Origin of the sequence: Mycobacterium yunnanensis (genome assembly GCF_025823185.1) — a bacterium.
Classification (GTDB): domain Bacteria; phylum Actinomycetota; class Actinomycetes; order Mycobacteriales; family Mycobacteriaceae; genus Mycobacterium; species Mycobacterium yunnanensis.
Map to the genome: position 1 here is coordinate 1,234,063 of NZ_JACKVK010000008.1, position 24,097 is coordinate 1,258,159.

At 67.9% G+C, this 24,097-nt stretch carries 22 protein-coding genes; 19 read left to right on the forward strand and 3 right to left on the reverse strand.

What is annotated here, in order from left to right; all coding sequences use genetic code 11:
* Nucleotide 1: 1 nt before the first annotated feature.
* Complete coding sequence (locus H7K45_RS15890) at nt 2-922, forward strand: cation diffusion facilitator family transporter (protein WP_263996750.1); 921 nt, start codon at nt 2-4, stop codon at nt 920-922.
* On the opposite strand, the gene H7K45_RS15895 is transcribed toward H7K45_RS15890, so the two are convergent.
* Complete coding sequence (locus H7K45_RS15895) at nt 879-2,291, reverse strand: FAD-dependent oxidoreductase (protein ID WP_263996751.1); 1,413 nt, start codon at nt 2,289-2,291, stop codon at nt 879-881. The genes H7K45_RS15890 and H7K45_RS15895 overlap by 44 nt on opposite strands.
* A 56-nt stretch (nt 2,292-2,347) precedes the next feature.
* On the opposite strand from H7K45_RS15895, the gene H7K45_RS15900 reads away from it, so the two are divergent.
* The 6 genes from H7K45_RS15900 (at nt 2,348) to H7K45_RS15925 (ending at nt 7,322) form a co-directional block, all read left to right on the forward strand.
* On the forward strand, nt 2,348-3,826 hold the full coding sequence (locus H7K45_RS15900; protein WP_263996752.1) for an APC family permease: 1,479 nt from the start codon (nt 2,348-2,350) through the stop codon (nt 3,824-3,826).
* A gap of 98 nt (nt 3,827-3,924) precedes the next feature.
* Entirely contained in the window at nt 3,925-5,151 is a 1,227-nt protein-coding gene (locus tag H7K45_RS15905; RefSeq protein WP_263996753.1) for an alkane 1-monooxygenase, read from the forward strand.
* Nucleotides 5,148-5,321 carry a rubredoxin gene (locus tag H7K45_RS15910; protein ID WP_263996754.1) on the forward strand — a complete coding sequence of 58 codons (174 nt, stop codon included), beginning with the start codon at nt 5,148-5,150 and terminating at the stop codon, nt 5,319-5,321. Before H7K45_RS15905 ends, H7K45_RS15910 begins: the two co-directional genes overlap by 4 nt.
* A 7-nt stretch (nt 5,322-5,328) precedes the next feature.
* A complete protein-coding gene (locus tag H7K45_RS15915) occupies nt 5,329-5,508 on the forward strand; it encodes a rubredoxin (RefSeq protein ID WP_056556065.1) in 180 nt (59 codons plus the stop codon).
* A 29-nt stretch (nt 5,509-5,537) separates the two neighbouring features.
* Nucleotides 5,538-6,179 (forward strand): TetR family transcriptional regulator AlkX, encoded by a 642-nt coding sequence (gene alkX / locus H7K45_RS15920; protein ID WP_263996755.1) that lies wholly within the window; start codon nt 5,538-5,540, stop codon nt 6,177-6,179.
* Between the two features lie 27 nt (nt 6,180-6,206).
* Nucleotides 6,207-7,322, forward strand: a complete 1,116-nt coding sequence (locus H7K45_RS15925) for an acyl-CoA dehydrogenase family protein (RefSeq protein WP_263996756.1) — start codon at nt 6,207-6,209, stop codon at nt 7,320-7,322.
* 18 nt (nt 7,323-7,340) lie between these two features.
* On the opposite strand, the gene H7K45_RS15930 is transcribed toward H7K45_RS15925, so the two are convergent.
* Nucleotides 7,341-8,285: an RNA polymerase sigma factor gene (locus tag H7K45_RS15930; RefSeq protein WP_263996757.1), complete on the reverse strand. Its 945-nt coding sequence runs from the start codon at nt 8,283-8,285 to the stop codon at nt 7,341-7,343.
* A gap of 265 nt (nt 8,286-8,550) precedes the next feature.
* On the opposite strand from H7K45_RS15930, the gene ahcY reads away from it, so the two are divergent.
* From ahcY to secA, 12 genes are all read left to right on the forward strand, one after another.
* Nucleotides 8,551-10,017 (forward strand): adenosylhomocysteinase, encoded by a 1,467-nt coding sequence (gene ahcY, locus H7K45_RS15935; protein ID WP_263996758.1) that lies wholly within the window; start codon nt 8,551-8,553, stop codon nt 10,015-10,017.
* Nucleotides 10,018-10,111: 94 nt separating this feature from the next.
* On the forward strand, nt 10,112-10,741 hold the full coding sequence (locus H7K45_RS15940; RefSeq protein WP_263996759.1) for a dTMP kinase: 630 nt from the start codon (nt 10,112-10,114) through the stop codon (nt 10,739-10,741).
* A gap of 56 nt (nt 10,742-10,797) precedes the next feature.
* Nucleotides 10,798-11,484: a two-component system response regulator MtrA gene (mtrA, locus tag H7K45_RS15945; RefSeq protein ID WP_149480903.1), complete on the forward strand. Its 687-nt coding sequence runs from the start codon at nt 10,798-10,800 to the stop codon at nt 11,482-11,484.
* 22 nt (nt 11,485-11,506) lie between these two features.
* The gene (gene mtrB / locus H7K45_RS15950; RefSeq protein ID WP_263996760.1) at nt 11,507-13,156 is read left to right on the forward strand and encodes an MtrAB system histidine kinase MtrB; all 1,650 of its coding nucleotides are present in this window, start codon (nt 11,507-11,509) and stop codon (nt 13,154-13,156) included.
* A gap of 11 nt (nt 13,157-13,167) precedes the next feature.
* On the forward strand, nt 13,168-14,922 hold the full coding sequence (lpqB, locus tag H7K45_RS15955) for an MtrAB system accessory lipoprotein LpqB (protein WP_263997037.1): 1,755 nt from the start codon (nt 13,168-13,170) through the stop codon (nt 14,920-14,922).
* Between the two features lie 118 nt (nt 14,923-15,040).
* Nucleotides 15,041-15,343 carry a WXG100 family type VII secretion target gene (locus H7K45_RS15960; protein WP_263996761.1) on the forward strand — a complete coding sequence of 101 codons (303 nt, stop codon included), beginning with the start codon at nt 15,041-15,043 and terminating at the stop codon, nt 15,341-15,343.
* Nucleotides 15,340-15,627 carry a WXG100 family type VII secretion target gene (locus tag H7K45_RS15965; RefSeq protein WP_263996763.1) on the forward strand — a complete coding sequence of 96 codons (288 nt, stop codon included), beginning with the start codon at nt 15,340-15,342 and terminating at the stop codon, nt 15,625-15,627. The genes H7K45_RS15960 and H7K45_RS15965 overlap by 4 nt, the downstream gene beginning before the upstream one ends.
* A 3-nt stretch (nt 15,628-15,630) precedes the next feature.
* Nucleotides 15,631-18,183, forward strand: a complete 2,553-nt coding sequence (locus H7K45_RS15970) for a WXG100-like domain-containing protein (protein ID WP_263996764.1) — start codon at nt 15,631-15,633, stop codon at nt 18,181-18,183.
* Nucleotides 18,180-18,569, forward strand: coding sequence for a hypothetical protein (locus H7K45_RS15975; protein ID WP_263996765.1), 390 nt, complete (start codon nt 18,180-18,182; stop codon nt 18,567-18,569). Before H7K45_RS15970 ends, H7K45_RS15975 begins: the two co-directional genes overlap by 4 nt.
* A 328-nt stretch (nt 18,570-18,897) precedes the next feature.
* The gene (locus tag H7K45_RS15980; protein ID WP_263997038.1) at nt 18,898-19,521 is read left to right on the forward strand and encodes a ComF family protein; all 624 of its coding nucleotides are present in this window, start codon (nt 18,898-18,900) and stop codon (nt 19,519-19,521) included.
* A 327-nt stretch (nt 19,522-19,848) separates the two neighbouring features.
* Nucleotides 19,849-20,481: a ribosome hibernation-promoting factor, HPF/YfiA family gene (gene hpf, locus H7K45_RS15985; RefSeq protein ID WP_263997039.1), complete on the forward strand. Its 633-nt coding sequence runs from the start codon at nt 19,849-19,851 to the stop codon at nt 20,479-20,481.
* Between the two features lie 138 nt (nt 20,482-20,619).
* Nucleotides 20,620-23,481: a preprotein translocase subunit SecA gene (gene secA, locus H7K45_RS15990; protein ID WP_263996766.1), complete on the forward strand. Its 2,862-nt coding sequence runs from the start codon at nt 20,620-20,622 to the stop codon at nt 23,479-23,481.
* Here secA and H7K45_RS15995 read toward each other — a convergent pair whose 3' ends face one another.
* Nucleotides 23,482-23,979: an Rv3235 family protein gene (locus H7K45_RS15995; RefSeq protein ID WP_372512555.1), complete on the reverse strand. Its 498-nt coding sequence runs from the start codon at nt 23,977-23,979 to the stop codon at nt 23,482-23,484. It abuts the gene before it with no gap.
* Nucleotides 23,980-24,097: the final 118 nt, after the last annotated feature.

A 24,097-nucleotide genomic window follows, 5' to 3' on the forward strand; every position in this document is an offset into this window, starting at 1 on the left:
CGTGTCGGCGTCGGGAAGCAAGCGTGCGATCGTCGCCGCACTGTTGGCGAATGCGGGCATCGCGGCGGCCAAGTTCGTCGGCTTCCTCATCACGGGCAGCTCGTCGATGCTGGCCGAGGCCGTGCACTCGGTGGCCGACACCTCCAATCAGGGCTTGCTGCTGCTAGGTCAGCGCGAGGCCGGCAAGAAGCCGGATGCGTTGCACCAGTTCGGCTACGGCCGCAGCCGCTACTTCTATTCGTTCGTCGTGGCGCTGGTGCTGTTCTCCCTGGGTTCCGCTTTCGCCATGTACGAGGGCTACGAAAAGATCGTCGACCCCCACGAGCTGACGTCCCCGGTCGTGGCCGTCGTGATCCTTGGCGTGGCAATCTGTCTGGAGGGGTACAGCTTTCGCACCGCGATGACCGAGTCGCGGCCGATCAAGGGTGACGGCACCTGGTGGCACTTCATCCGCAGCTCGCGCAACCCCGAGCTGCCGGTGGTGCTGCTGGAGGACACCGGCGCGCTCATCGGCCTCGCCTTCGCGCTGGCCGGCGTCGGCCTGACGATCCTCACCGAGAATCCGGTCTGGGACGGGGTGGGCACGTTGTTCATCGGCGCCCTCCTGGGTGTGATCGCCGTCGTCCTGATGGTCGAGATGCACAGTGCGCTCATCGGGGAGGGCGCGACGCCGCGGGAGGACGGCCTGATTCGGACGGCGCTGGAGCAGACCGCCCACGTGGACCGGGTGATTCACCTCAGGACTCAGTACATGGGCCCCGACGACATGCTGGTCGGGGCGAAGATCTCGCTCGAGCCCCGTACGGACCTGGTGACGGTGGCCAACACCATCGACGCCGCAGAAGCAGCGATTCGGGCCGCGGTTCCCGCGGCCACGGTCATCTACTTGGAACCGGATCTCGATCGCGCCGTGAGCTCCTAGACCTCCTCGTCCGCACGAACGTCCTTGCCTTGCCGAACTTCTCGACGGCCAGCAGCCCCATGTTGTGGCGGACGGTCCGGCCGAGGGTCTTGGCGTCGGGGATCATGTAGAGACTGTCGAGCAAGCTGAACCGGCGCAGGAACCACTCGGCCAGGTCGGGGTCGGTCTCGGCCGCACCCAGGAACTGCTCGAAGAGATTTCCGACGGTCAAGTACCACCAGGGCGCGTCCTCGGCAGTGGCGTTGTGCAGCGCCACGTCGCCGATCGCGTTCATCGTCCACACCGGCCACGTCGTCTTCTTGGTGGCTCGAGACAGGGCCCCCGCGAGGTCGGGATCCCCGGACTTCAGCACGGTCTGGAGATTGCCCGCCTGGATGGAGGTCATGGTCATGCCCTGGCCGTACGTCGGGTTGAAGCTCACCACCGCGTCACCGAACGGGATGACCCCGGCGGGGAACCGCTCCATCAGGTCGTAACGGCGCCATCGGCTGGCGGGATACTTGTGAAACGCCATGTCGCCCACGGGTTCACCGGCCCGCAGGGCGGCGCTGAGGTGCGGCGGCAGCAGGGCGTCGGCGGCATCGCAGATCTCGGTGAAGTTCTGCGGCGGCGGCACCTTTCCGGTGCCGTACGTGGTGGCGCTCCAGAGCCCGTCCTCGTAGAGCAGCATGCCCAAGCCGACCGGCTGATCGTGAGTGGCACCGGCGACGACGACCTTCTCCTGCAACGCGTCGACGGGAATGCGTACGCGCTGCGTGGCGTAGTCGATGCCGACGTCGACGGTGTCCTCGGTCGGGCGGCCGAAGCCCCACTGCTCGAGCCAGACCGGCAGCCGGGTGCCTCGACCGGTGGCGTCGACCACGAGGTCGGCGGGCACGGGCGTCGACTCGTCACCCACGTCGAGCAGCACGCCGGTGACCCGTTCGCTTTCGACGTCGTAGAGCAGTTCGGCGACCCGGCCGGGGACCAACTCGACGTTGGGGATGGCCACCGCGCGTTGGCGGATCTGCCACTCCAGGTGCGGCCGGCTCGGCACGTAGGCCGTGAACTCTCGTTTGAGGGTCGTGTTGGTGCCCAGGACGTGGCCCGCAGCGCCGAAGTGGATGCAGTCCGGTCGGTTCTCCAGCTTCGGAACCCCCGCGGCCACCATGTCGTCGAGCAACCCGGGAAAGAGTCGTTCGAATTCCGCGGCGCCCCGGGCCATCAGCAGGTGCACGTGCTTGCCCTGCGGCACCGCCGTCCGATCGGCGGGCCCATCGGGAAGCTCGTCGCGCTCGTAGAGCGTCACCCGGTCGTAGAAGTCCGACAGCACCCTGGCGGCGCACAGTCCGGCGAGGCTGCTTCCGACGACTATCGCGTGTTCGCCCATGTCCTGGACGGTAATGGGTAAGTTGCCGGGAGCACGACCGGAAAGGGTGAAAAAGGATGACGGATCGATGGCGCATCAAATCCGTCGAGCAGTCGATCGCGGACACCGACGAGCCGGACACGCGGCTCCGCAAGGATCTGACCTGGCGTGATCTCACGGTCTTCGGCGTCTCCGTCGTCATCGGCGCCGGCATCTTCACCATCACCGCGTCCACGGCGGGGGACCTGACCGGCCCGGCCATCTCGGTGTCCTTCGTCATCGCTGCGATCACCTGCGGGCTGGCAGCCCTGTGCTACGCCGAGTTCGCGTCGACGGTTCCGGTTGCGGGCAGCGCATATACGTTCTCCTACGCCACCTTTGGCGAGTTCACGGCGTGGATCATCGGCTGGGACCTGATCTTGGAGTTCGCAGTGGCGGGGGCGGTGGTGGCGAAGGGGTGGTCGTCGTACCTGGGGACGGTGTTCGGCTTCTCCGGCGGCACCGTCGACCTGGGTCCGGTCACCCTGGACTGGGGCGCTCTGCTCATCATCGGGGTGATCTGCCTGCTCCTGGCTCGGGGGACCAAGCTGTCGTCCAACGTCAGCGCCGTCATCACCGCGGTCAAGGTCGCCGTCGTACTGCTCGTCGTGATGGTGGGGGCGTTCTACGTCAAGGCGGCCAACTACTCGCCCTACCTGCCGCCCGCGGAGTCCGGCGGCGAGACCGGCTCTGGCCTGGACCAGTCGGTGTTCTCGTTGCTGACCGGTGCCGAGGGCAGCACCTACGGCTGGTACGGGCTGCTGGCCGGTGCCTCGATCGTGTTCTTTGCGTTCATCGGCTTCGACATCGTCGCCACCACGGCCGAGGAGACGAAGGACCCGCAGCGCGACGTGCCGCGCGGGATCCTGTACTCGCTGGGCATCGTGACGCTGCTCTACGTCGCGGTGACGGTGGTGCTCTCGGGGATGGTGTCCTATGCCGACCTCAAGACGGGACCAGACGGTCAGGCCAACTTGGCGTCGGCGTTCAGCGCGAACGGCGTCGACTGGGCGGCGACCGTGATCTCCGTCGGCGCGCTGGCAGGCCTGACCACCGTCGTGATGGTGTTGCTGCTGGGCCAGATTCGGGTGCTGTTCGCGATGGCCAGGGACGGTTTGCTGCCGCGCCAGCTGGCCAAGACCGGACCGCACGGGACGCCGGTGCGCATCACGGTGCTCGTCGGGGTGGTGGTCGCGCTCGCGGCGTCGGTCTTCCCGATCGACCGTCTCGAGGAGATGGTCAACGTGGGCACGTTGTTCGCGTTCGTGCTGGTGTCGGCTGGGGTGATCGTGTTGCGCCGGACGCGGCCGGACCTGCATCGCGGCTTCCGGGCTCCGTGGGTGCCGGTGCTTCCGATCCTGTCGATCCTGGCATGCGTGTGGTTGATGGTGAATCTCACCGGGTTGACCTGGATTCGCTTTGCGGTGTGGATGGTCGTCGGCGTGGCGGTGTATCTGGCCTACGGTCGCCGCAAGTCGGTGCTTGCCGGCCGCGATGCAATGGAGGCGGCGCCCTAGCGGCTCTTTACAAAATACGTTCTTGTGTCTAGACGCCGGACAAATGCGTGGCTATAGTCAACTTCACTTGGTGATGGCACTCACATGGAGGTGACGCGATGACGACCCACGTGGAATCCGCAGACGGCACGACGCCCGTCGACCGATGGCGCGACAAGAAGCGGTATCTGTGGCTGATGGGGCTGATCGTGCCCACGGCGGTGCTGGTGATGCTGCCGGTGGTGTGGGGGTTGAACCAGTTCGGGTGGCACGCAGCCGCCCAGGTGCCCTTCTGGATCGGCCCGATCCTGGTCTACGTCGTGCTGCCGCTGCTGGATTGGCGCTTCGGTCCCGACGGGGAGAACCCGCCCGACGCCGTCATGGAGCGGCTGGAGAACGACAAGTATTACCGCTACTGCACCTACAGCTTCATCCCCTTCCAGTACCTCACCGTCATCCTGGGCGCCTACCTCTTCACGGCGTCGGATCTCGGGTGGCTCGGCTTCGACGGAGCCCTCGGCTGGCCGGCGAAGATCGGTCTGGCCCTGTCGGTCGGGATGATGGGTGGCGTCGGAATCAACACCGCCCACGAACTCGGCCACAAGAAGGACACCCTGGAACGCTGGCTGAGCAAGATCACCCTGGCGCAGACCTGCTACGGCCACTTCTTCATCGAGCACAACCGCGGGCACCACGTTCGCGTCGCCACCCCCGAGGATCCGGCGTCGGCCCGGTTCGGCGAGACGTTCTGGGAGTTCTTGCCGCGCAGCGTGTGGGGCAGCCTCAGGTCCTCCTGGGAACTCGAAGCCCAACGGATGCGCAGGCTCGACCGCAGCCCTTGGCACCCGTCCAACGACGTGCTCAACGCCTGGGCGATGTCGGTGGTGCTCTACGGCGCGCTGATCGCCTACTTCGGCGTCGCACTCGTTCCCTACGTGGTGATCTCGGCGGTGTTCGGCTTCGCGCTGTTGGAGACAGTGAACTACCTCGAGCACTACGGTCTGCTCCGGCAGAAGACCTCTAGCGGGCGGTACGAGCGCTGCGCGCCCCAACACAGCTGGAACTCAGACCATTTGGTGACCAACCTCTTCCTGTACCACCTCCAGCGACACAGCGATCACCACGCCAACCCCACGCGGCGGTATCAGACGCTGCGCAGCATGGACGGCGCGCCGAACCTGCCGAGCGGGTACGCGTCGATGATCGGCCTGACCTACTTTCCGCCGCTGTGGCGCAAAGTGATGGACCACCGGGTGCTCGCCCACTACGACGGCGACCTCGGCCGGGTCAACATCCATCCGCGGGTGCGCGAAAGGGTGCTGGCCAAGTACGGGGAGCCCCGGTGAGCGTATACCGTTGCCCCGGATGCGATTTCGCCTACGACGAAGCCAAGGGTGCGCCCCGAGAGGGCTTTCCGGCCGGCACGCCCTGGGATCAGGTCCCCGACGACTGGACCTGCCCGGACTGTGCAGTCCGAGAGAAGATCGACTTCGAACCTCAGCCAACGGAAGGGTAGTGACGACGTGAACTACAAGTTGTTCGTGTGCGTGCAATGCGGTTTCGAGTACGACGAGGAGAAGGGCTGGCCGGAGGACGGCATCGCACCGGGCACCCGCTGGGACGACATCCCGGAGGACTGGAGCTGCCCCGACTGCGGCGCCGCGAAGTCGGACTTCGAAATGGTCGAGGTCGCGCGGGGTTGACCGTCGTCGCACCCGATAGTCTCGCCCGTATGAACAGTCCGAGCGACCGGCGTACGGCGGCGCGCGTGCCGTACGCCGAGGCGTCGCGCGTGCTGCTCCGCGGGTCGATCCTCGACGGCATGCGGGACATGCTGTTGGTGCGGGACTGGTCGTCGATCACGCTGTCCGACGTCGCCAAGGCGGCCGGCATCAGCCGGCAGACCATCTACAACGAGTTCGGCTCGCGGCAAGGCCTGGCCGAGGGTTATGCGTTGCGGTTGGCCGACCGGCTGGTGGACGCCGTCGACGACGCCATCGCGGGAAACGTCGGCAACGTCTACGCCGCCTTCCTGGAGGGGTTCCGCGCCTTCTTCGCGGAATCGGCGTCCGACCCGCTGGTGATCTCGCTGCTGACCGGAGCCGCCAAGCCCGATCTGCTGCAAATCATCACCACCGACAGCGCGCCCATCATCGCGAGGTGTTCGCAGCGACTCACGTCGACGTTCATGCACAGCTGGGTCCGGGCCAGCGAAGAGGATGCCGGTGTGCTGGCCAGGGCCATCGTCCGGCTTGCGATGAGTTACGTGTCGATGCCCCCGGAGGCGGATCACGACGTCGCCCGTGACTTGGCCCGCTTGATGACGCCGTTCGCCGAGCGGTACGGCGTGATCGATCCCGGCGGATCGAACTAATCGGCCGGCTGCTGCATCTGGATGGGCATGACACCCGAAACTCTGCCCGTCCTCGACCCGACCACCCTGACCGAATCGCTGCGCCCGGCGATCACCGCCGCCGCTGCCCGCGCCGAGCAGCAGGGCGAGATTCCCGCCGACCTCCGGGACGCACTGCTCGAAGCAGGCGCGTTTCGCCTGCTCACACCCGCCGAGCTGGGCGGCTGGGAGACTCCGCTGCCGACGGCGCTGCAGACCTACGAACAGTTCGGCTATCTCGACGCCTCCGTCGGTTTGGTGGTGTGGAACGCGAACTTCGGCTTCATCGGCGCGCTGCTGCCCCCGGCCGGGGTGGACCGGATCTGGGCTGGCGGCCGCGAACCGGTGCTCGCGAACTCCGGTCAGCCCGGGCAGGCGGAGCCCGTCGACGGTGGATTCCGGCTAACCGGCGAATGGAAGATCGTCAGCGGCGTCAACGGTGCCGACTGGGTCGTCCTGGTCGGCGTGTCGACCGACGTCCGGTTGATGGCGGTCCGCCGCGAGCAGGTGACCGTGCGCAACACCTGGGACGTCACCGGGATGCGGGCCACCGGCAGCCACAACGTCACGGCCGAGGAAGTGTTCGTCCCGACGGAGTTGACCGCCGCCCTCGACGTCCCGCCGCGGATCGACCGGCCGCTGTACCGCGGCTTCATCCCGGCTCTCGTGTTTCCGGGATGCACCGCGGTGTCCCTGGGCGTCGCCCGCCGGGCCGTCGACGAGACCGTCGACCTGGTCACCGGCAAGGCGGCCATGACCGGAGGCACCGTCGCCGACTCGGCGCACACCCAGCAGGTGATCGCCCGCTCGGAGGCGGCCGTCACCGCGGCGTACCTGCTGCTCGTCCACACCGCCGGCGAGGTGCAGGGTGCCGGCGACGGGGTCACGCTGCGGCAGCGGGCCGCACTGCGGGCGGCGATGTCGCACGCGGCCGAGGTCAGCCGTCGAACTCTGGTCAATCTTTACCAGGTCGCGGGGTCGGCTGCCCTCTACCGAGGGAACCCGATCGAGCGCCTCTTCCGCGACGGTATGGCCGCGCTGCAGCACGCCAACCAGTCGGCTCAGTTCCTGACCGCGGCCGGTCGGGTCCGGCTGGGGATGGATCCCGGCTTCCCGCTGTTCTGAAAGCCGTTGTGTCATAGGTCAACTCGCAACCGGCCTGGGGATGGGGTGGAATAGACGTACGTGGCTCGTCCGTCCCTCGCGAAGGAATTGCACCCACGTCACCGCCGGCGGACAGTGGAACGGATCGTCGGGCGGGCTGAGCAAATCGGCCTCCCAGATCACCACGTCCCGACTGGCGACGACGTTGGTCAGACGCTGGCGCACCCCGTCGCCCAGGTCGTGGTCCATTGCCCGCACGAGGTAGTCGAACCCCGTCGTGCGGATGCCGTGCGGCCACGTCGTCTCCACGCCCGGGTGCCAATACGCCGCCAGCGAAGCGCCGAAGGAACCGTCCTGGGCGGCGCCCAGAATCGTCTGCGCCTCGGCGCGCCGCGATCGGCCCAGGGCCGCAGCGTCGTCATGGGCCTGCTCGGCGGTGGTGAGCAACGCCGCGTGCAGCTTCCCGCGGGCCTGGCTCAGCCGACTGCGCACGGTTCCCACGGGTATCCCGCACACCTGCGCCAGCTGCTCGTAGCTGGTGACGGCGGTGAAGTACCGCAGGATCGTGACCAGCCGCAGCGGCGGAGACAGCTCCTCGACGGCGGACCACACCCAGTCCCGGTGTGCGTTCCGCTCCAGCACAGCGGCGGGATCGTGCTCGACGTCGGGTCGCAGTACCGAGGCGATGTCCGGCACCGGCACCGGGGTGGCCGCGCGGAGCTGCATTCGGCAGCCGTTGCGGACGATCGACCGCAGCCACGGCCCCACCGCCGTGGGATCGCGAAGGTCGCCCAGGCGCCGCAACGCAATCAGCGCGGCATCCTGCACCACGTCGTCGGCCTCGGGCCGAAAGCCCAGGATGTTGAGCGCCACCGCCCGCATCGACGGCTCGTGCCGGGCCAACAACAACCCCACTGCGGCCGTGTCGCCGTGCTGCGCGGCCAGCACCAGATCGGCGTCGGCCGGCGTCTCGGACTGCCTCACTCGTGGTCCCTTCCGTCGCGGGGGGAAACTCCGCGACGGCCGAATTTTCTTCCCGTCCGCCGGTCCGTACTCACCCACCGGACTCCGTCGGACGCCGAGACGATAGACTTCCCGAGACACTTCCTGGCTGTCAGAGCGCCTTGGCCGTTGCATCGCACGAGCGCCTGTCCCGCGAGTCCGCAGGCCGGGGTGTTCGCCAACGCACCCGTGGGTGCGTCCAGGCATTGACTCCATTACGTACGACGCACCATCAAAGGGGCTCTACATGACCGCACCAGAACTGACCGCCGACGTCCGCAACGGCATCGACTACAAGGTCGCCGACCTGTCGCTGGCCGAATTCGGCCGCAAGGAGATCCGGCTCGCCGAGCACGAGATGCCCGGCCTGATGGCATTGCGGCGCGAATACGCCGACGTGGCACCGCTCAAGGGCGCCCGGGTGTCCGGCTCGCTGCACATGACCGTCCAGACCGCCGTGCTGATCGAGACCCTCGTCTCGCTCGGCGCCGAAGTGCGGTGGGCGAGCTGCAACATCTTCTCCACCCAGGACCATGCCGCCGCGGCCGTCGTCGTCGGCCCGCACGGCACCGTCGAGGAGCCCAAGGGCGTCCCGGTCTTCGCCTGGAAGGGCGAGAGCCTCGAGGACTACTGGTGGGCTGCGGAGCAGATGCTGACGTGGCCGGACCAGCCCGCAAACATGATCCTCGACGACGGTGGCGACGCCACCATGCTGGTGCTGCGCGGCGCGCAGTTCGAGAAGGCCGGCGTCGTGCCGCCCGAGGACGACGACCACTCCGACGAGTACAAGGTCTTCCTGAACCTGCTGCGTCGTTCGCTCGAGGCCGACTCGACCAAGTGGACCAAGGTCGCCGAGTCGGTCAAGGGTGTCACCGAGGAGACCACCACCGGCGTGCTGCGCCTGTACCAGTTCGCCGCTGCCGGTGAGCTCGCATTCCCGGCGATCAACGTCAACGACTCGGTCACCAAGAGCAAGTTCGACAACAAGTACGGCACCCGCCACTCGCTGATCGACGGCATCAACCGCGGCACCGACGTCCTCATCGGCGGCAAGGCCGCGCTGGTGTGCGGCTACGGCGACGTCGGCAAGGGCTGCGCCGAGGCGCTCAAGGCGCAGGGCGCCCGCGTCGCGGTCACCGAGATCGACCCGATCAACGCCCTGCAAGCACTGATGGACGGCTTCGAGGTCAAGACCGTCGAAGAAGCCATCGGCTGGGCCGACATCGTCATCACCGCGACCGGCAACCAGGGCATCATCACCCTCGACCACATGCGCAAGATGAAGCACCAGGCGATCCTGGGCAACATCGGCCACTTCGACGACGAGATCGAGATGGCCCGGCTCGAGCGCGACAAGGACATCCGTCGCATCAACATCAAGCCGCAGGTCGACGAGTTCGTCTTCCCCGACGGTCACTCGATCATCGTGCTGTCCGAGGGACGTCTGCTGAACCTGGGCAACGCGACCGGCCACCCGTCGTTCGTGATGAGCAACAGCTTCTCCAACCAGGTCATCGCGCAGATCGAGCTGTGGACCAAGAACGACGAGTACGACAACGAGGTCTACCGCCTCGCCAAGCACCTCGACGAGAAGGTCGCCAAGATCCACGTCGAGGCACTCGGTGGCTCGCTGACCAAGCTCACCAAGGAGCAGGCCGAGTACATCGGCGTCGACGTCGACGGCCCGTACAAGCCGGAGCACTACCGCTACTAGCAGACAGCACTCGACGAGTGGCCAGTTACCGCGCGCCTCAGCGTATTTGGCGTGCCGTGACTGGCCACTCGCGTGTGGGGATGGATTGACGGCCGTGCTCATCGCGATCGAAGGCGTCGACGGGGCTGGCAAGCGCACCCTGACCAACGGCCTGCAGACGTCCTTCGAGGCGTCGGGCAAGACCGTCGCGCGCCTTGCCTTTCCCCGCTATCACGAATCCGTGCACGCCGACCTCGCGGCCGAGGCGCTGCACGGTCACCACGGCGATCTCGCGTCCTCGGTGTACGCGATGGCGACGTTGTTCGCCCTCGACAGGGCCGACGCCAAGCCCACGATCGAACGCCTCCTCGACGAGCACGACGTCGTCATCCTGGATCGCTACGTGGCGTCCAACGCCGCCTACAGCGCGGCGCGGCTGCACGAGGAGGTCGACGGACGCGTCGTGGCCTGGGTCGGCGAACTGGAGTACGACCGCTTCGGGCTGCCGCACCCCGACTGGCAGGTGCTGCTGGCGGTGCCGACCGAGCTGGCCGCCGAACGTGCCGTGCGTCGCGAGGCCGCCGACGCCGACCGCACGCGCGACGCCTACGAGCGCGACGACGGTCTGCAGCGTCGCACCGGGGCCGCCTACGCCGCGTTGGCCGCCGGGAATTGGCAGGGCCCATGGGCCGTCGCGGGACCCGACGTGGTCGCCTCGGACCTCACGCGGACGCTGACCGGCTGACGCCGACGCAAAACACCCGGTGTGGTAACCCGGGTTTATCGCGTTTCGGTGACACCATGGGCACCATGAGGCAAAGGATTCTGGTCGTCGATGACGATCCGTCGCTCGCCGAGATGCTCACGATCGTCCTGCGGGGCGAGGGCTTCGACACCGCGGTCATCGGTGACGGCAGCCAAGCGCTGACGGCAGTGCGTGAACTGCGACCGGACCTGGTGCTGCTGGATCTCATGCTGCCCGGCATGAACGGCATCGACGTCTGCCGCGTCCTGCGCGCCGACTCCGGGGTGCCCATCGTCATGCTGACGGCCAAGACCGACACCGTCGACGTGGTGCTCGGCCTGGAATCCGGGGCCGACGACTACGTCATGAAGCCGTTCAAGCAGAAGGAACTCGTCGCCCGCGTGCGCGCCCGGTTGCGTCGCAACGACGACGGACCTGCCGAGATGCTGTCGATCGCCGACGTCGAGATCGACGTGCCCGCCCACAAGGTGACGCGCGGCGGCGAGCAGATCTCGTTGACCCCACTGGAGTTCGACCTCCTGGTGGCGCTGGCACGCAAACCACGGCAGGTGTTTACTCGAGATGTGCTGCTCGAACAGGTCTGGGGCTATCGGCATCCCGCCGACACCCGGCTGGTGAACGTGCACGTCCAGCGGTTGCGCGCCAAGGTCGAGACTGATCCGGAGAACCCGCAGGTGGTGCTCACCGTCCGAGGAGTGGGGTACAAGGCCGGACCACCGTGATTGTGACCGCTCGGCGGTCGTCGTGATCTGGGGCTCGCGCCGACGCATCCGGAGCCGCTCGGCTCCGATGTTGCGCGGCCTGGGCACGCTGGGCCGAGCGCTCGGCTTCGCCTGGCGTCGCTCTCTGCAACTGCGGGTGGTGACGCTCACCATCGGGTTGTCGTTGGCCGTCCTCATGGTGCTCGGCTTCGTGCTGACCAGTCAGATCACCGACCGCATCCTCGAATCCAAGGTGCGTGCGGCCACCGAGGAGATCGAGCGAGCCAGCACGACCGTCAGCGGAATCGTCGGCGGCGAGGAAACGCGGTCGCTCGACAGCAGTCTCCAATTGGCGCGCAACACGCTCGTCGACCGCAAGGTCGACTCGGGCGCGGGACTCGCCGGTGCCTTCGACGCGGTGCTGGTGGTACCGGGTGACGGCCCGCGGGCCGCGACTGCGGCGGGACCGGTGCAGCAGATCCCGCCCGCCCTGCGCGACTTCGTCAAGGCCGGCCAGGTCAGCTACCAGTACGCGGTGGTGAACACCGACGGTTTCTCCGGGCCGGCACTCATCGTCGGCAGTCCGACGACCTCGTCGGTCACCAATCTCGAGCTGTACCTGATCTTTCCGCTGAACAACGAGGAGAGCACCATCGCGTTGGTGCGCGGAACGATGGCCACCGGTGGCATCGTCCTCCTCGGACTCCTCGCTGCCATCGCGCTACTGGTGGCTCGTCAGATCGTGCTGCCGGTGCGGTCGGCGTCGCGGATCGCCGAACGGTTCGCCGAAGGTCACCTGACCGAGCGCATGCCGGTGCGTGGTGAAGACGACATGGCCCGGCTTGCGGTGTCGTTCAACGACATGGCCGAAAGTCTGTCGCGGCAGATCACCCAGCTCGAGGAGTTCGGAAATCTGCAGCGCCGCTTCACCTCCGACGTCAGCCACGAGCTGCGCACCCCGCTGACCACCGTGCGCATGGCCGCCGACCTCATCTACGACCACAGCGACGACCTCGAACCCGCGCTGCGGCGCGCCACCGAGTTGATGGTCAGCGAGCTGGACCGCTTCGAGACGCTGCTGAGCGATCTGCTCGAGATTTCGCGCCACGACGCGGGCGTGGCCGAGTTGTCCGTGGAGTCCGAGGATTTGCGGCTGACGGTGGGCAGCGCCCTGGAGAACGTCGGTCATCTCGCCAAGGACGCGTCGGTCGAACTGGTGGTGGACATGCCAACCGAGGCGGTCGTCGCCGAGGTCGACTCGCGACGGGTGGAACGCATTTTGCGCAACCTGATCGCGAACGCGATCGACCACGCCGAGCGAAAGCCGGTGCGGATTCGGATGGCGGCCGACGAGGACACCGTTGCGGTCACGGTGCGCGACTACGGCGTCGGGCTGCGGCCCGGTGAGGAGAAGTTGGTGTTCAGCCGGTTCTGGCGGTCGGACCCCTCGCGGGTGCGCCGCTCCGGCGGCACCGGTCTCGGACTGGCCATCTCCATCGAGGACGCGCGCCTGCATCAGGGCCGGCTCGAGGCGTGGGGCGAGCCGGGCAAGGGTGCCTGCTTCCGGCTGACCCTGCCGTTGGTGCGCGGTCACAAGGTGACGGCAAGTCCCTTGCCGCTCAAGCCCATTGGACAGGACAAGCCGTCGGCGGCGCCGGCACGGGACCGCGAGACCGCAGGGGAGCGCGCGTGAGACGCGCGCTGATCGCCGTCGCGTGGTTGTTGGCTCTGGCGATGGTGATGACCGGGTGTGCGGGAGTGCCCAGTTCGTCGGCGCCCCAAGCGCTCGGCACCATGGACCGTCCAGCACCCCCGAGCCTGCCGACTCCGACTCCCAACATGGACCCCGACGTCCTGCTGCGGGAATTCCTCAAGGCGACGGCCGACCCCGCCAACCGGCACCTGGCCGCTCGTCAGTTCCTCACCGAGTCCGCGTCCAGCGGCTGGGACGACGCAGGCAGCGCCCTGCTGATCGACCGGGTGGTGTTCGTCGAAACGCGCCAGCCCGAACGTGTTTCGGTGACGATGAAGGCCGACATCCTCGGCTCCCTGTCCGACATGGGGGTGTTCGAGACCGGCGACGGCGCGCTGCCCGACCCGGGGCCGATCGAGCTGGTGAAGACTCCTGGCGGCTGGCGGATCGACAAGCTGCCCAACGGTGTCTTCCTGGACTGGCAGCAGTTCCTCGCGACCTACAAGCGCAGCACCCTGTACTTCGTCGACCCGACCGGCAAGACCGTCGTCCCCGACCCGCGTTACGTCGCCGTCTCGGACCCCGACCAGCTGCCGACGGAACTGGTGAGCAAGCTGGTGGCCGGCCCGCGGCCAGAGATGGTCAACACCGTGCGCAACCTGCTGGGCGCGCCCTTGCGGTTGCGGGGGCCGGTCACGCGCGCGGACGGCGGCAAGACCGGTGTCGGACGGGGGTACGGAGGGGCGCGCGTCGACCTGGAGAACCTGTCGACCACCGACCCTCACTCTCGGCAATTGCTTGCCGCGCAGGTCATCTGGACGTTGAACCGGGCCGGTGTCAACGGGCCGTACGTGATCAACGCCGACGGAGCTGCCCTCGACGACCGCTTCGCCGCGGGATGGAATTCCTCCGACGTCGCGGCTACCGACCCCGGTGCGGACCCCGGGGCTGCCGCGGGACTGCACGCCCTCATCAACGGGTCGCTGGTCTCGCTCGACGGCCAGAAGGCGCCGCGGGTGGCGGGGTCGTTCGGAAACCTTCCTGGGCAGACGGCGGCGACCCTGTCGCGCAGCGGACAAGAGGTGGCCTCGGTCGTGACGCTGCGGCCGGGTGCGCCCGACATGGCGTCGTCGCTGTGGATCGGGCAGCTCGGCGGGGATTCCTCGCAGGCCATCGACGGCCGCACGCTGACCCGTCCGAGTTGGTCGCTCGACGACGCGATCTGGGTGGTGGTGGACGGCAACAACGTCGTCCGCGTCATCCAGGAGGCGGCCTCGGGACAGCCCGCACGCATCCCGGTCGACGCGACCGCGGTGTTCACCCGGTATCCCGGCCCCGTCACCGAATTGCAGCTCTCGCGCGACGGCACCCGCGCGGCCATGGTGATCGACGGTCAGGTCATCCTGGCCGGAGTCGAGCAGACCCAAGGCGGGCTCTACGCGCTGACCTATCCACGACGGCTGGGCTTCGGGCTGGGCGACACCGCGGTGTCGTTGTCGTGGCGCACCGGTGACGACATCGTCGTCAGCCGCACCGACCCGCAACATCCGGTGTCCTACGTCAACCTCGACGGCGTGAACTCCGACGGACCGAGCCAAAACCTCCTGGCACCGGTGTCGACCGTGGCGGCCAACCCGTCCACGCTGTACGTCGCGGATCAGCGAGGGGTGCTGCAACTTTCGGGCTCTGCCGCCGAGAACGACCTGATGTGGGCCGAGGTGCGGCCGTTGATGGTCGCGGGGGCGATCCCGGTGCTCCCCGGCTGATCATTGCCGTACAGCTTCCTGTGAATCAGCTGGCAAAACCGTTCTGATTCAGTGCATTTGACCCTCCGGGCGCCGCGTTACCCTGATGTGGTCGTTGACTCAACCGGGGGTGATTTCCATGTCGGATCTGCATGTGTCCTCGTCGGTGCTCGCGTCGGTGGCCGGCGAGTTGGAGTCGGTGGCCGACGGTGTGCGCAGCGGGCTCGGCTCACTCGACGGCGAAGTGTCCGGGCAGCTCGGCCCCGGCTGGTCGGGTGAAGCGGCCGCGGCGTACGACGCGGTGTGGCGGGAATGGCACGCCGGTGCCCAGCAGGTCGTCGACGGTCTGACGGCCATGTCGGGTCTGCTCCAGGAGGCCGCGCATGCCTACGACGCGGCCGATGCGTCGGGCGCCTCCCGCGTGGCCGGGAGTGGTCTGTGAGCGCGTTCCAGGTGGACCCAGCGGCGCTGTTGACCGTCGTCGACCGGATGGCCGAGTTCGACAGTCACCTCGAGGCGCAGTTGGCCCACGCGGCGGCGTCGGTGGCGCAGCTGGGTACGGCGTGGCAGGGCGACGCGGGCCAGGCGGAACGCTCTGCGCAGCAGCGGTGGGACGAGGGGGCGCGCGAGATGCGCGAGGCGCTCGCCCGGCTGCGTCAGATCGCCGAGGGAGCGCACGAGAACTACTCCGGGGCGGCGCAGACCAACGTGCGCAACTGGGGCTAACCGGTGACGGCACCCATCTCGGTGGATCCGTCTGCCCTCGCGGCGATCGGGTCCACCGTCGCCGGTGACGGCGACGCGACAGCCGCCGCGGTGGGTGTGCTGGACGCCGGATTGTCCGGTGCCGGTGCGATGTTCGGGCACGACGCGGCCGGATTGGTGTTCGCCCAGGGATACACCGCGGCGGGCAAGGCGATCCTGGACGCGGCCGCATCGGCGGTCAACGCCGGCCGCCGGGTGGGGTTCGGCATCCGGACCTCGGCGGCAAACTACGGGCACGCCAACGCGTCGTCGACCGTCGGCGGTGGCAGCGCACCGGTGCCGCCGCCCCCGGCGCCTGCGCCGTTCACCGCGCCCGGGATGCCACCGCCATTCGGAGACGGCATCGCCGCACCTCTGGGATGGGCGCTGGTGGAGTCCTTCGTCGGCGACGTGTGGCCGGACGGCAATCCGGGGGACTTGCGGGCTGCGGCCGGTGAGTGGAAGTCCTTCGCCGGCAAGCTCACCGGACTGGCCGGTCAGTTCGAGACCGCCGGGCCGGGCCTGGGCGCCGAACGCATTCCCGAGGCCGGTCAGATGACCGACGCCCTTGGCAAGATCAGTGGTGGCCTCACTGCCATCGCCGCCGAGGCTCAGAAGTTGGCCACCTCAGTCGACGGGTTCGCCGGCACCGTGGAGGCCACCCAGAATGCGGTCCGCAACCTGTTGCACCAGCTCAGCCCGGCCGGGGTGCTCGAGACGATCGGCGGCATCTTCACCGGTCACGATCCTCTCGACGAGATCCGCAAGATCGCCCACGAGATCAAGACCGTCCTGGACAACATGAAGCGGGAGGCGGATGCCTCCATGCAGCTGTTCAACCAGGGCATCAACACCTTGGACTCGGCCACCGATTCGCTCGAGAAGTGGGCGACCAAGGAGTTCACCAGTGTCTTCGGCAAGGACGTCGGCGGAGCGCTGGCGTTCGAATTCACCTCGCTGGTCGACGGGTCCGAGGGCGCGGTGAAGTTCGTCGCCGAGACTGCGCAGGGCATCAGCCAGCTGGACCCCACGCGTTTTCTCTACGACCCGTCCGGCGCGGCGAAGACGTGGGAGGGTCTTGGCGAGGCGGCGGCCGTGGTGACCAATCCCGCGCTGCTGGTGCAGAAGGTCGTCACCGACCCGCAGGGCAGCCTCGACACGGTCAAGGGCGTCGTCGACTGGAAGGACGTCGAGGCCGGGCACCCATACCGCGCGCTCGGTTACGACGTCGCCCAGGTCGGCTCGTTCTTCATCCCCGGGGTGGGCGAGGCCGACGCGGCGGCCGACGGTGCGGGCATCGCCGGGCGGACTGCCTCGGCCGAGGAGCGTTTGGCCGCAGGGGCGGCTCGCGAGGGCGTTACCGGTGCGGCGTCGGAGAGCGTCGCCACCCAGGCTGGTCGCGTCGCCAAGGACCTCGACGGCATCAAGGTGCCGGAAGGGTCGGCAGCCGTGGCGGCGCCGGGGGAGGGTGCTCCGGTCGGTCGCCCGCCTGTGGACGTCCCCGCGGGGCCTGCCGAGGCGCCCGGTGGGCGGGCGCCGGTGGAGAGCCCGGCGCCGCACCCGTCGTCCACGGAACCGCCTGTGACCGAGCCGGTTTCGCCGTCGGCGGCCGAACCCGCGCCGCCGCACTCGGATGCTCCGTCTACCGCGTCACCCCAGGTGTCCGAGCCCGCGCCGGTCGCGGGCGACGAGCCTCCTCGGCCGCCGTCCGGAGGGGGCTACGAGGCTCCGCCGCCGGCCCGTGAATCGTCGATGCCGATGGGTTCGGGTGATCACGGCGGTGGCGTGACGTCGTCTGTGGGGGCGGACGACAAGGTGCCGGTCAGTGTCGGAGCGCACAGCGGCGAGATGGGCGAGGGCGCAAGCGCATCCGGGCATGACCTGAGTGGTTCGGGGCACGGCTCCGGTGACGACGGTGGTGGTCACGGGTCGGGTGGGTCCGATCACGGTGCTGGGGGATCCGGGCACGGCTCTGGGCATGACACTGGACATGGCTCGGATTCGTCCGGGGACGACCACGGCGGGCATGACGGCGGTGATCATTCAAGTTCGGGCGGTCACGATCCCGTGCACACGGCGACCGGTCTCAACGATGCCTTCAGGAATGGGCTACCGACAGAGGACTTGGCGCGGGAGGTCGCTGAGGGGGCGACTCATCACATAGGGGATTCGGATCGGGTCGTGCTCGGCAAGTACGACGGGCAAGATGGCGGATACATCGGGGAGGCCAGGCACCATGGAGGCATTTACTACGACACGGGTAGGGACGTTTGGGACGCAATCGGAGACGGTCTCTCACCTGCCCAATCCAAAATTCTGGGCTGGGAAGTGAATGAGCAATTCTTGCGCATGCAGATGGAGCACCAGGTCTCGCGGATCGAATACGTCTTGCCGGACGGCTTCAACGATGTCGACCAGGTAGCCAGAGTGCGAAGGGAGACTTTCTCTGCGATGGAGATCAACTTCCTCAACGAGAACGCCGCAAGATTTGGATATGTACGAGACGGCAACGCGTGGGTGCTCAAGGATCACAAATGACGAAGGAATGGCTCGAAGTCGAGGCTCACATGGGACCGGTGTTCGACCGCTATGGGTTTGTGTCGGACGGTGTCAGCAGCGAGCTTGAATATGGTGAGCTGCCTGCGTGGGCTCTCTTCTATGTGCGTGACGATTGCAAGCTCCAGGTGTGCTGGTCGGCGAGGGAGGGAGGGGTCGACTTCATGCTCGCGCCAGTCAACGCGCCGAATGAACTCGGACTCCGTAATGACGCCAAGTCGTGGCAGTACTTGTTGCTTCTCAGCGACTTCGATGAGGGGTTGACCACGCCGTCCTTGGACGCTCCGACCGAAGAATGGTGGGAGTGGCGAAAGGCGCTCTTCGAAGCTCACTTTCCGGCAGCCCATGCAGCACTCTTGGCTCGCTAGTGGCAAACCAATAGTGCGTGGACCTGGCCATGACCGCATCCGGAGCCGCCACCCTGGCGTGGCTTTCTCCCCTCCTGGACACGTCGCCCAGTGACTATGCAGGTCCGGTGAGGTAATTCGATGGCCGCCCTTTGTGTTTCGCGCACTAACCCGCGTGACCGCAGCCCCGCCCGCCGGGGCTGTCGCTGACGGTGGAGGACCGAGACCGGCCGTGTGGCCGCAGCGAGTGTGGAGTTCTTGACGAAGATTGGCCAAGAAAGCGACGACAAGTCCACGCTCGGCGAGCGGCGCCGGCCCTGTCGGACCCACCGGCCACACTCACCCCATGCTGCTCGACCTCGTCCTCCCGCTGGAGTGCGGCGGCTGCGGCGCGCCGGGGACGCGGTGGTGCCCAACCTGTGCCCAGGCCCTCGCGGTCCACACCGACGAGCCCGTCGTCGTCACCCCGCGCCTCGACCCGGGTGTTCCGGTCTTCTCGCTCGGCCGGTATGCCGGCTCCCGCCGGGCGGCGATCATCGCGATGAAGGAGCACGGCCGCACCGACCTGGTCGCGCCGCTGGGCGCGGCCGTCGGCGACGGAGTGGCCCGCCTGCTCGCCTGGGGCGTCGTCGAGGCTCCGCTGACTCTGGTCCCGGCACCCACCCGACGGTCGGCAGCGCGCCGGCGGGGCGGTGACCCCGTGACGGCCGTTGCGCGCGCCGCCGCCGTCCCCGGAACCACCGTCGTCGCGGCCCTGCGGATGCGGGCCTTCACGCGCGACTCGGTCGGGCTGTCGGCCGGGCAACGACAGCGAAACATCGAGGGTCGGGTGCGGGTCTGCGCCGACGTGAGCAACGAAGTTCTCGTGCTCGACGACGTCGTGACGACGGGTGCCACGGCATGTGAGTCGGTCCGCGTCCTGCAAACCGCCGGAGTGCGAGTTGCCGGCGTCCTCGCCGTGGCGCACGCCTGATTCAGCTGCGCACGATTACCGCCAGGTCATTCCCAGGTGAAGATCGGAAAACACGAGTGCCGAATAAGTGGCACAGGAGGGTGAACACGGACTACCGTCGGGGCCAACCACCCGTGAACTATTCACGGCGGCGTCCAGAACCAACGGCGCCATCGCCCCAAAAGCGAGGAGGTGAGCACTCGACACCTTGCGCCGCGGGCGGACTTCTTTCGGGCTTCTCTCGGCGCGCTCCCGTTACATGCCGGCACGCCATCGCGCGTGCGCCGCCGAAGAGGAAGCGAGTTGCCAAGTATGTCAATACAATCCGTGGACACCAACCAATCAACGATGGTGGGCGCCGAGGAGGAGTCGCACGACGGCCCTCGCGCCGAGGTCGTCGTCAAGGGACGCAACGTCGAGGTTCCCGACCACTTCCGCTTGTACGTCGCCGAAAAGCTGGCGCGCCTCGAGCGCTTCGACCGCAGCATCTACCTGTTCGACGTCGAACTCGACCACGAACGCAATCGCCGGCAGCGCAAGAACTGCCAACACGTCGAGATCACGGCCAGGGGCCGCGGACCCGTTGCGCGCGGCGAGGCCTGCGCCGACAGCTTCTACGCGGCGCTGGAATCGGCCGTGAGCAAACTCGAGAACCGCCTCCGCCGCAGCAAGGACCGCCGCAAGATTCACTACGGCGACAAGACGCCCCTGTCGCTCGCCGAGGCGACAGCCCTCAACCACCTCGTGGAGCCGGTGTCCGCACCCGCCGAGGAGGAGACCCCGGCCGTCGACGAGCACGAACCCGGCCGAATCGTCCGCACCAAGGAACACACCGCCACGCCCATGACCTGTGACGACGCCCTCTACGAGATGGAGCTCGTCGGCCACGACTTCTTCCTGTTCCACGACCAGGAAAGCGACAAGCCGACCGTCGTCTACCGCCGCCACGCCTACGACTACGGACTCATCCGCCTGTCCTAGTCGCCGGGCGGCACGCAGCCGGCGCGACCGCCCCGTGCGGCGCGTCGGCTGTTCGGCCCGGCCTGTCACCTACGATGGAACTCGTTTGAAGCGATTCGAGGCCCATCGAGGCCCCATCCAGGCTTAGGGGAAATTAGCGTGCTGTCGAAGTTGCTCCGTCTCGGTGAAGGCCGCATGGTCAAGCGCCTCAAGAGGGTCGCTGACTATGTCAACTCCCTGTCCGACGACGTGGAGAAGCTCTCCGACGACGAACTGCGCGCCAAGACCGAAGAGTTCAAGAAGCGCGTCGCCGGTGGTGAGACGCTCGACGACATCATGCCCGAGGCGTTCGCCGTCGCCCGCGAGGCCGCCTGGCGGGTGCTGAACCAGCGGCCGTTCGACGTCCAGATCATGGGTGGCGCCGCACTGCACTTTGGCAACGTCGCGGAGATGAAGACCGGTGAGGGCAAGACCCTGACCTGCGTGCTGCCCGCCTACCTGAACGCGCTCTCGGGCAACGGCGTGCACGTGGTCACGGTCAACGACTACCTGGCCAAGCGCGACAGCGAGTGGATGGGCCGCGTTCACCGCTTCCTCGGCCTCGAGGTCGGCGTGATCCTCGGGCAGATGACGCCCGACGAGCGTCGCGTGGCCTACGCCGCCGACATCACCTACGGCACCAACAACGAGTTCGGCTTCGACTACCTGCGCGACAACATGGCGCACACCGTCGACGACATGGTCCAGCGCGGCCACAACTTCGCCGTGGTCGACGAGGTCGACTCGATCCTGATCGACGAGGCGCGGACACCGCTGATCATCTCCGGCCCCGCCGACGGCGCGTCGAACTGGTACGTCGAGTTCGCCCGACTGGCTCCGCTGATGGAGAAGGACGTCCACTACGAGGTGGACATCCGCAAGCGCACCGTCGGCGTGCACGAGATCGGCGTCGAGTTCGTCGAGGATCAGCTGGGTATCGAGAACCTCTACGAGGCCGCCAATTCGCCCCTGGTCAGCTATCTGAACAACTGCCTCAAGGCCAAGGAGCTGTTCCAGCGCGACAAGGACTACATCGTCCGCGACGGCGAGGTCATCATCGTCGACGAATTCACCGGTCGCGTGCTGGTCGGGCGCCGGTACAACGAGGGCATGCACCAGGCCATCGAGGCCAAGGAGCACGTCGAGATCAAGGCCGAGAACCAGACGCTGGCCACGATCACACTCCAGAACTACTTCCGCCTGTACGACAAGTTGTCCGGTATGACCGGTACCGCCCAGACCGAGGCGGCCGAGCTGCACGAGATCTACGGCCTGGGCGTGGTGCCCATTCCGACCAACCGCGAGATGATCCGCACCGACCAGTCCGACTTGATCTACAAGACCGAAGAGGCCAAGTACATCGCCGTCGTCGACGACGTGTCGGAGCGATTCGAGAAGGGGCAGCCGGTCCTCATCGGCACGACCAGCGTCGAGCGGTCGGAGTATCTGTCCAAGCAGTTCACCAAGCGCCGCATCCCTCACAACGTCTTGAACGCGAAGTTCCACGAGCAGGAGGCGAACATCATCGCCGAGGCGGGGCGGCGCAACGCCATCACCGTCGCGACCAACATGGCCGGCCGCGGTACCGACATCGTCCTCGGCGGCAACGTCGACTTCTTGGCCGACAAGCGTCTCCGCGGACGCGGCCTCGATCCGGTGGAGACGCCGGATGAGTACGAAGCCGCGTGGGACGGGGTGCTCGCCCAGGTGAAGGCGGAGGCCGAGGCGGAGGCCAAGGAGGTTCGCGACGTCGGCGGCCTGTACGTGCTGGGCACCGAGCGTCACGAGTCCCGCCGCATCGACAACCAGCTGCGAGGCCGGTCTGGCCGCCAGGGCGATCCGGGCGAGTCGCGGTTCTACCTCTCGCTCGGCGACGAGCTGATGCGCCGCTTCAACGGCGCGACGCTCGAGTGGCTGCTGACCCGCCTCAACCTGCCCGAGGACGTGCCCATCGAGGCCAAGATGGTCTCGCGGGCCATCAAGAGCGCGCAGACGCAGGTGGAGCAGCAGAACTTCGAGGTCCGCAAGAACGTCCTCAAGTACGACGAGGTGATGAACCAGCAGCGCAAGGTCGTCTACGCCGAGCGCCGGTTGATCCTCGAGGGTGAGAGCGTTCAGGAGCAGGCCAAGCAGATGGTCGAGGACGTCGTGACCGCCTACGTCAACGGTGCGACGTCGGAGGGCTACGCGGAGGATTGGGACCTCGGCGCGCTGTGGGACGCGCTCAAGCTGCTGTACCCGGTGGGAATCGACTACCACGACCTCGTCGACTCCGACGCGATCGGGGAGCCCGGGGAGCTGACGAGCGACGAACTGCGCGAGGCGCTCCTCGAGGACGCCCGACGGGCGTATGCGGCGCGGGAGGCCGAGTTGACGGCCATCGGCGGCGAGGGTGCCATGCGCCAGCTCGAGCGAAGCGTGCTGCTCACCACGATCGACCGGAAGTGGCGTGAGCATCTCTACGAGATGGACTACCTCAAGGAGGGCATCGGTCTGCGCGCCATGGCGCAGCGCGACCCGCTCGTCGAGTACCAGCGCGAAGGCTACGACATGTTCATGGGCATGCTCGACGGCCTCAAGGAGGAGTCAGTCGGCCTGCTGTTCAACGCGCAGGTGCAGGCCGCCCAGCCGCCCGCCGCGCAGGTGGGAGCCACCGCGGCGCCGCCGAACCTGGCGCAGTTCGCCGCCGATGCCGCCGCCGCGGCGAAGGCGCGTCAGGTCGACTCGGCCCCCGATGCCGGCTCCGACGAGGTCGTGCCCGAGCCGGCCCCGGCCCCGGCGTCGTTGCGCGTCAAGGGAATCGACGAAGAGAAGGCGCGTCCGATGACGTTCTCCGGACCGGCCGAGGACGGTTCGACCGAGGTGCAGCGCGAGGGTGGCGGCGGCAGGCACGCGGCTCCCACCGGTGGCTCTCGCCGGGAACGACGGGAAGCTGCGCGTCGGCAGACTCGGGGCGGCCCGCCAAAGGCTCGCCGGGGTTAGTTAGCCGACCTGCAGCGCCACCATCACCCACCGCCCCTTGACGAATTCGACCCGGCCGGCAATGGCGCGCACCCGACGGCCCCGCGAGTAGCTGGCGAAGACCTCGGCAGCGGCGTCGTCGCCGTCGAGCACGTGCACCGACCGCAGCCGCACCCGTCGCAGGACGGCCGCGCCCTCGCGGGACCCGGCGGCGGTGAACGCCGCCACCGCGTCGAACAGCGACGGTGCGAGCAGCGGCCGCAGTTGGGCCACCGGCCGGCGCCGATCCGAGACCTCCAACACGCGGCGAATGGCCGTCTCGGCGAAGGCGGCGGCGACCTGCGGCACGGGCAACTCCCCGGCTTCGGGGACGTTGGGCACCGATCGCAAGGCTTTGGTGGCGTGTCGGTGCAGGGCCGCCGAGGTCGGCGCCGGGCAGACGACGATCGGCGGGGGCTCGTAGTCCACGACCGGCGTGGTGAACGAGGTGCGACGGGTCGGCAGAGGGGATGCGGTCACGGCTGCTCTCCAGCGGTCGAGGCGAATGGACGACATCTGCTGGAGAGGCGCAGACGATTCATGATCCCATGGCCCGGGGACACCCGAACGCACCCGTCATGCGGCGGATGGGCTGGGC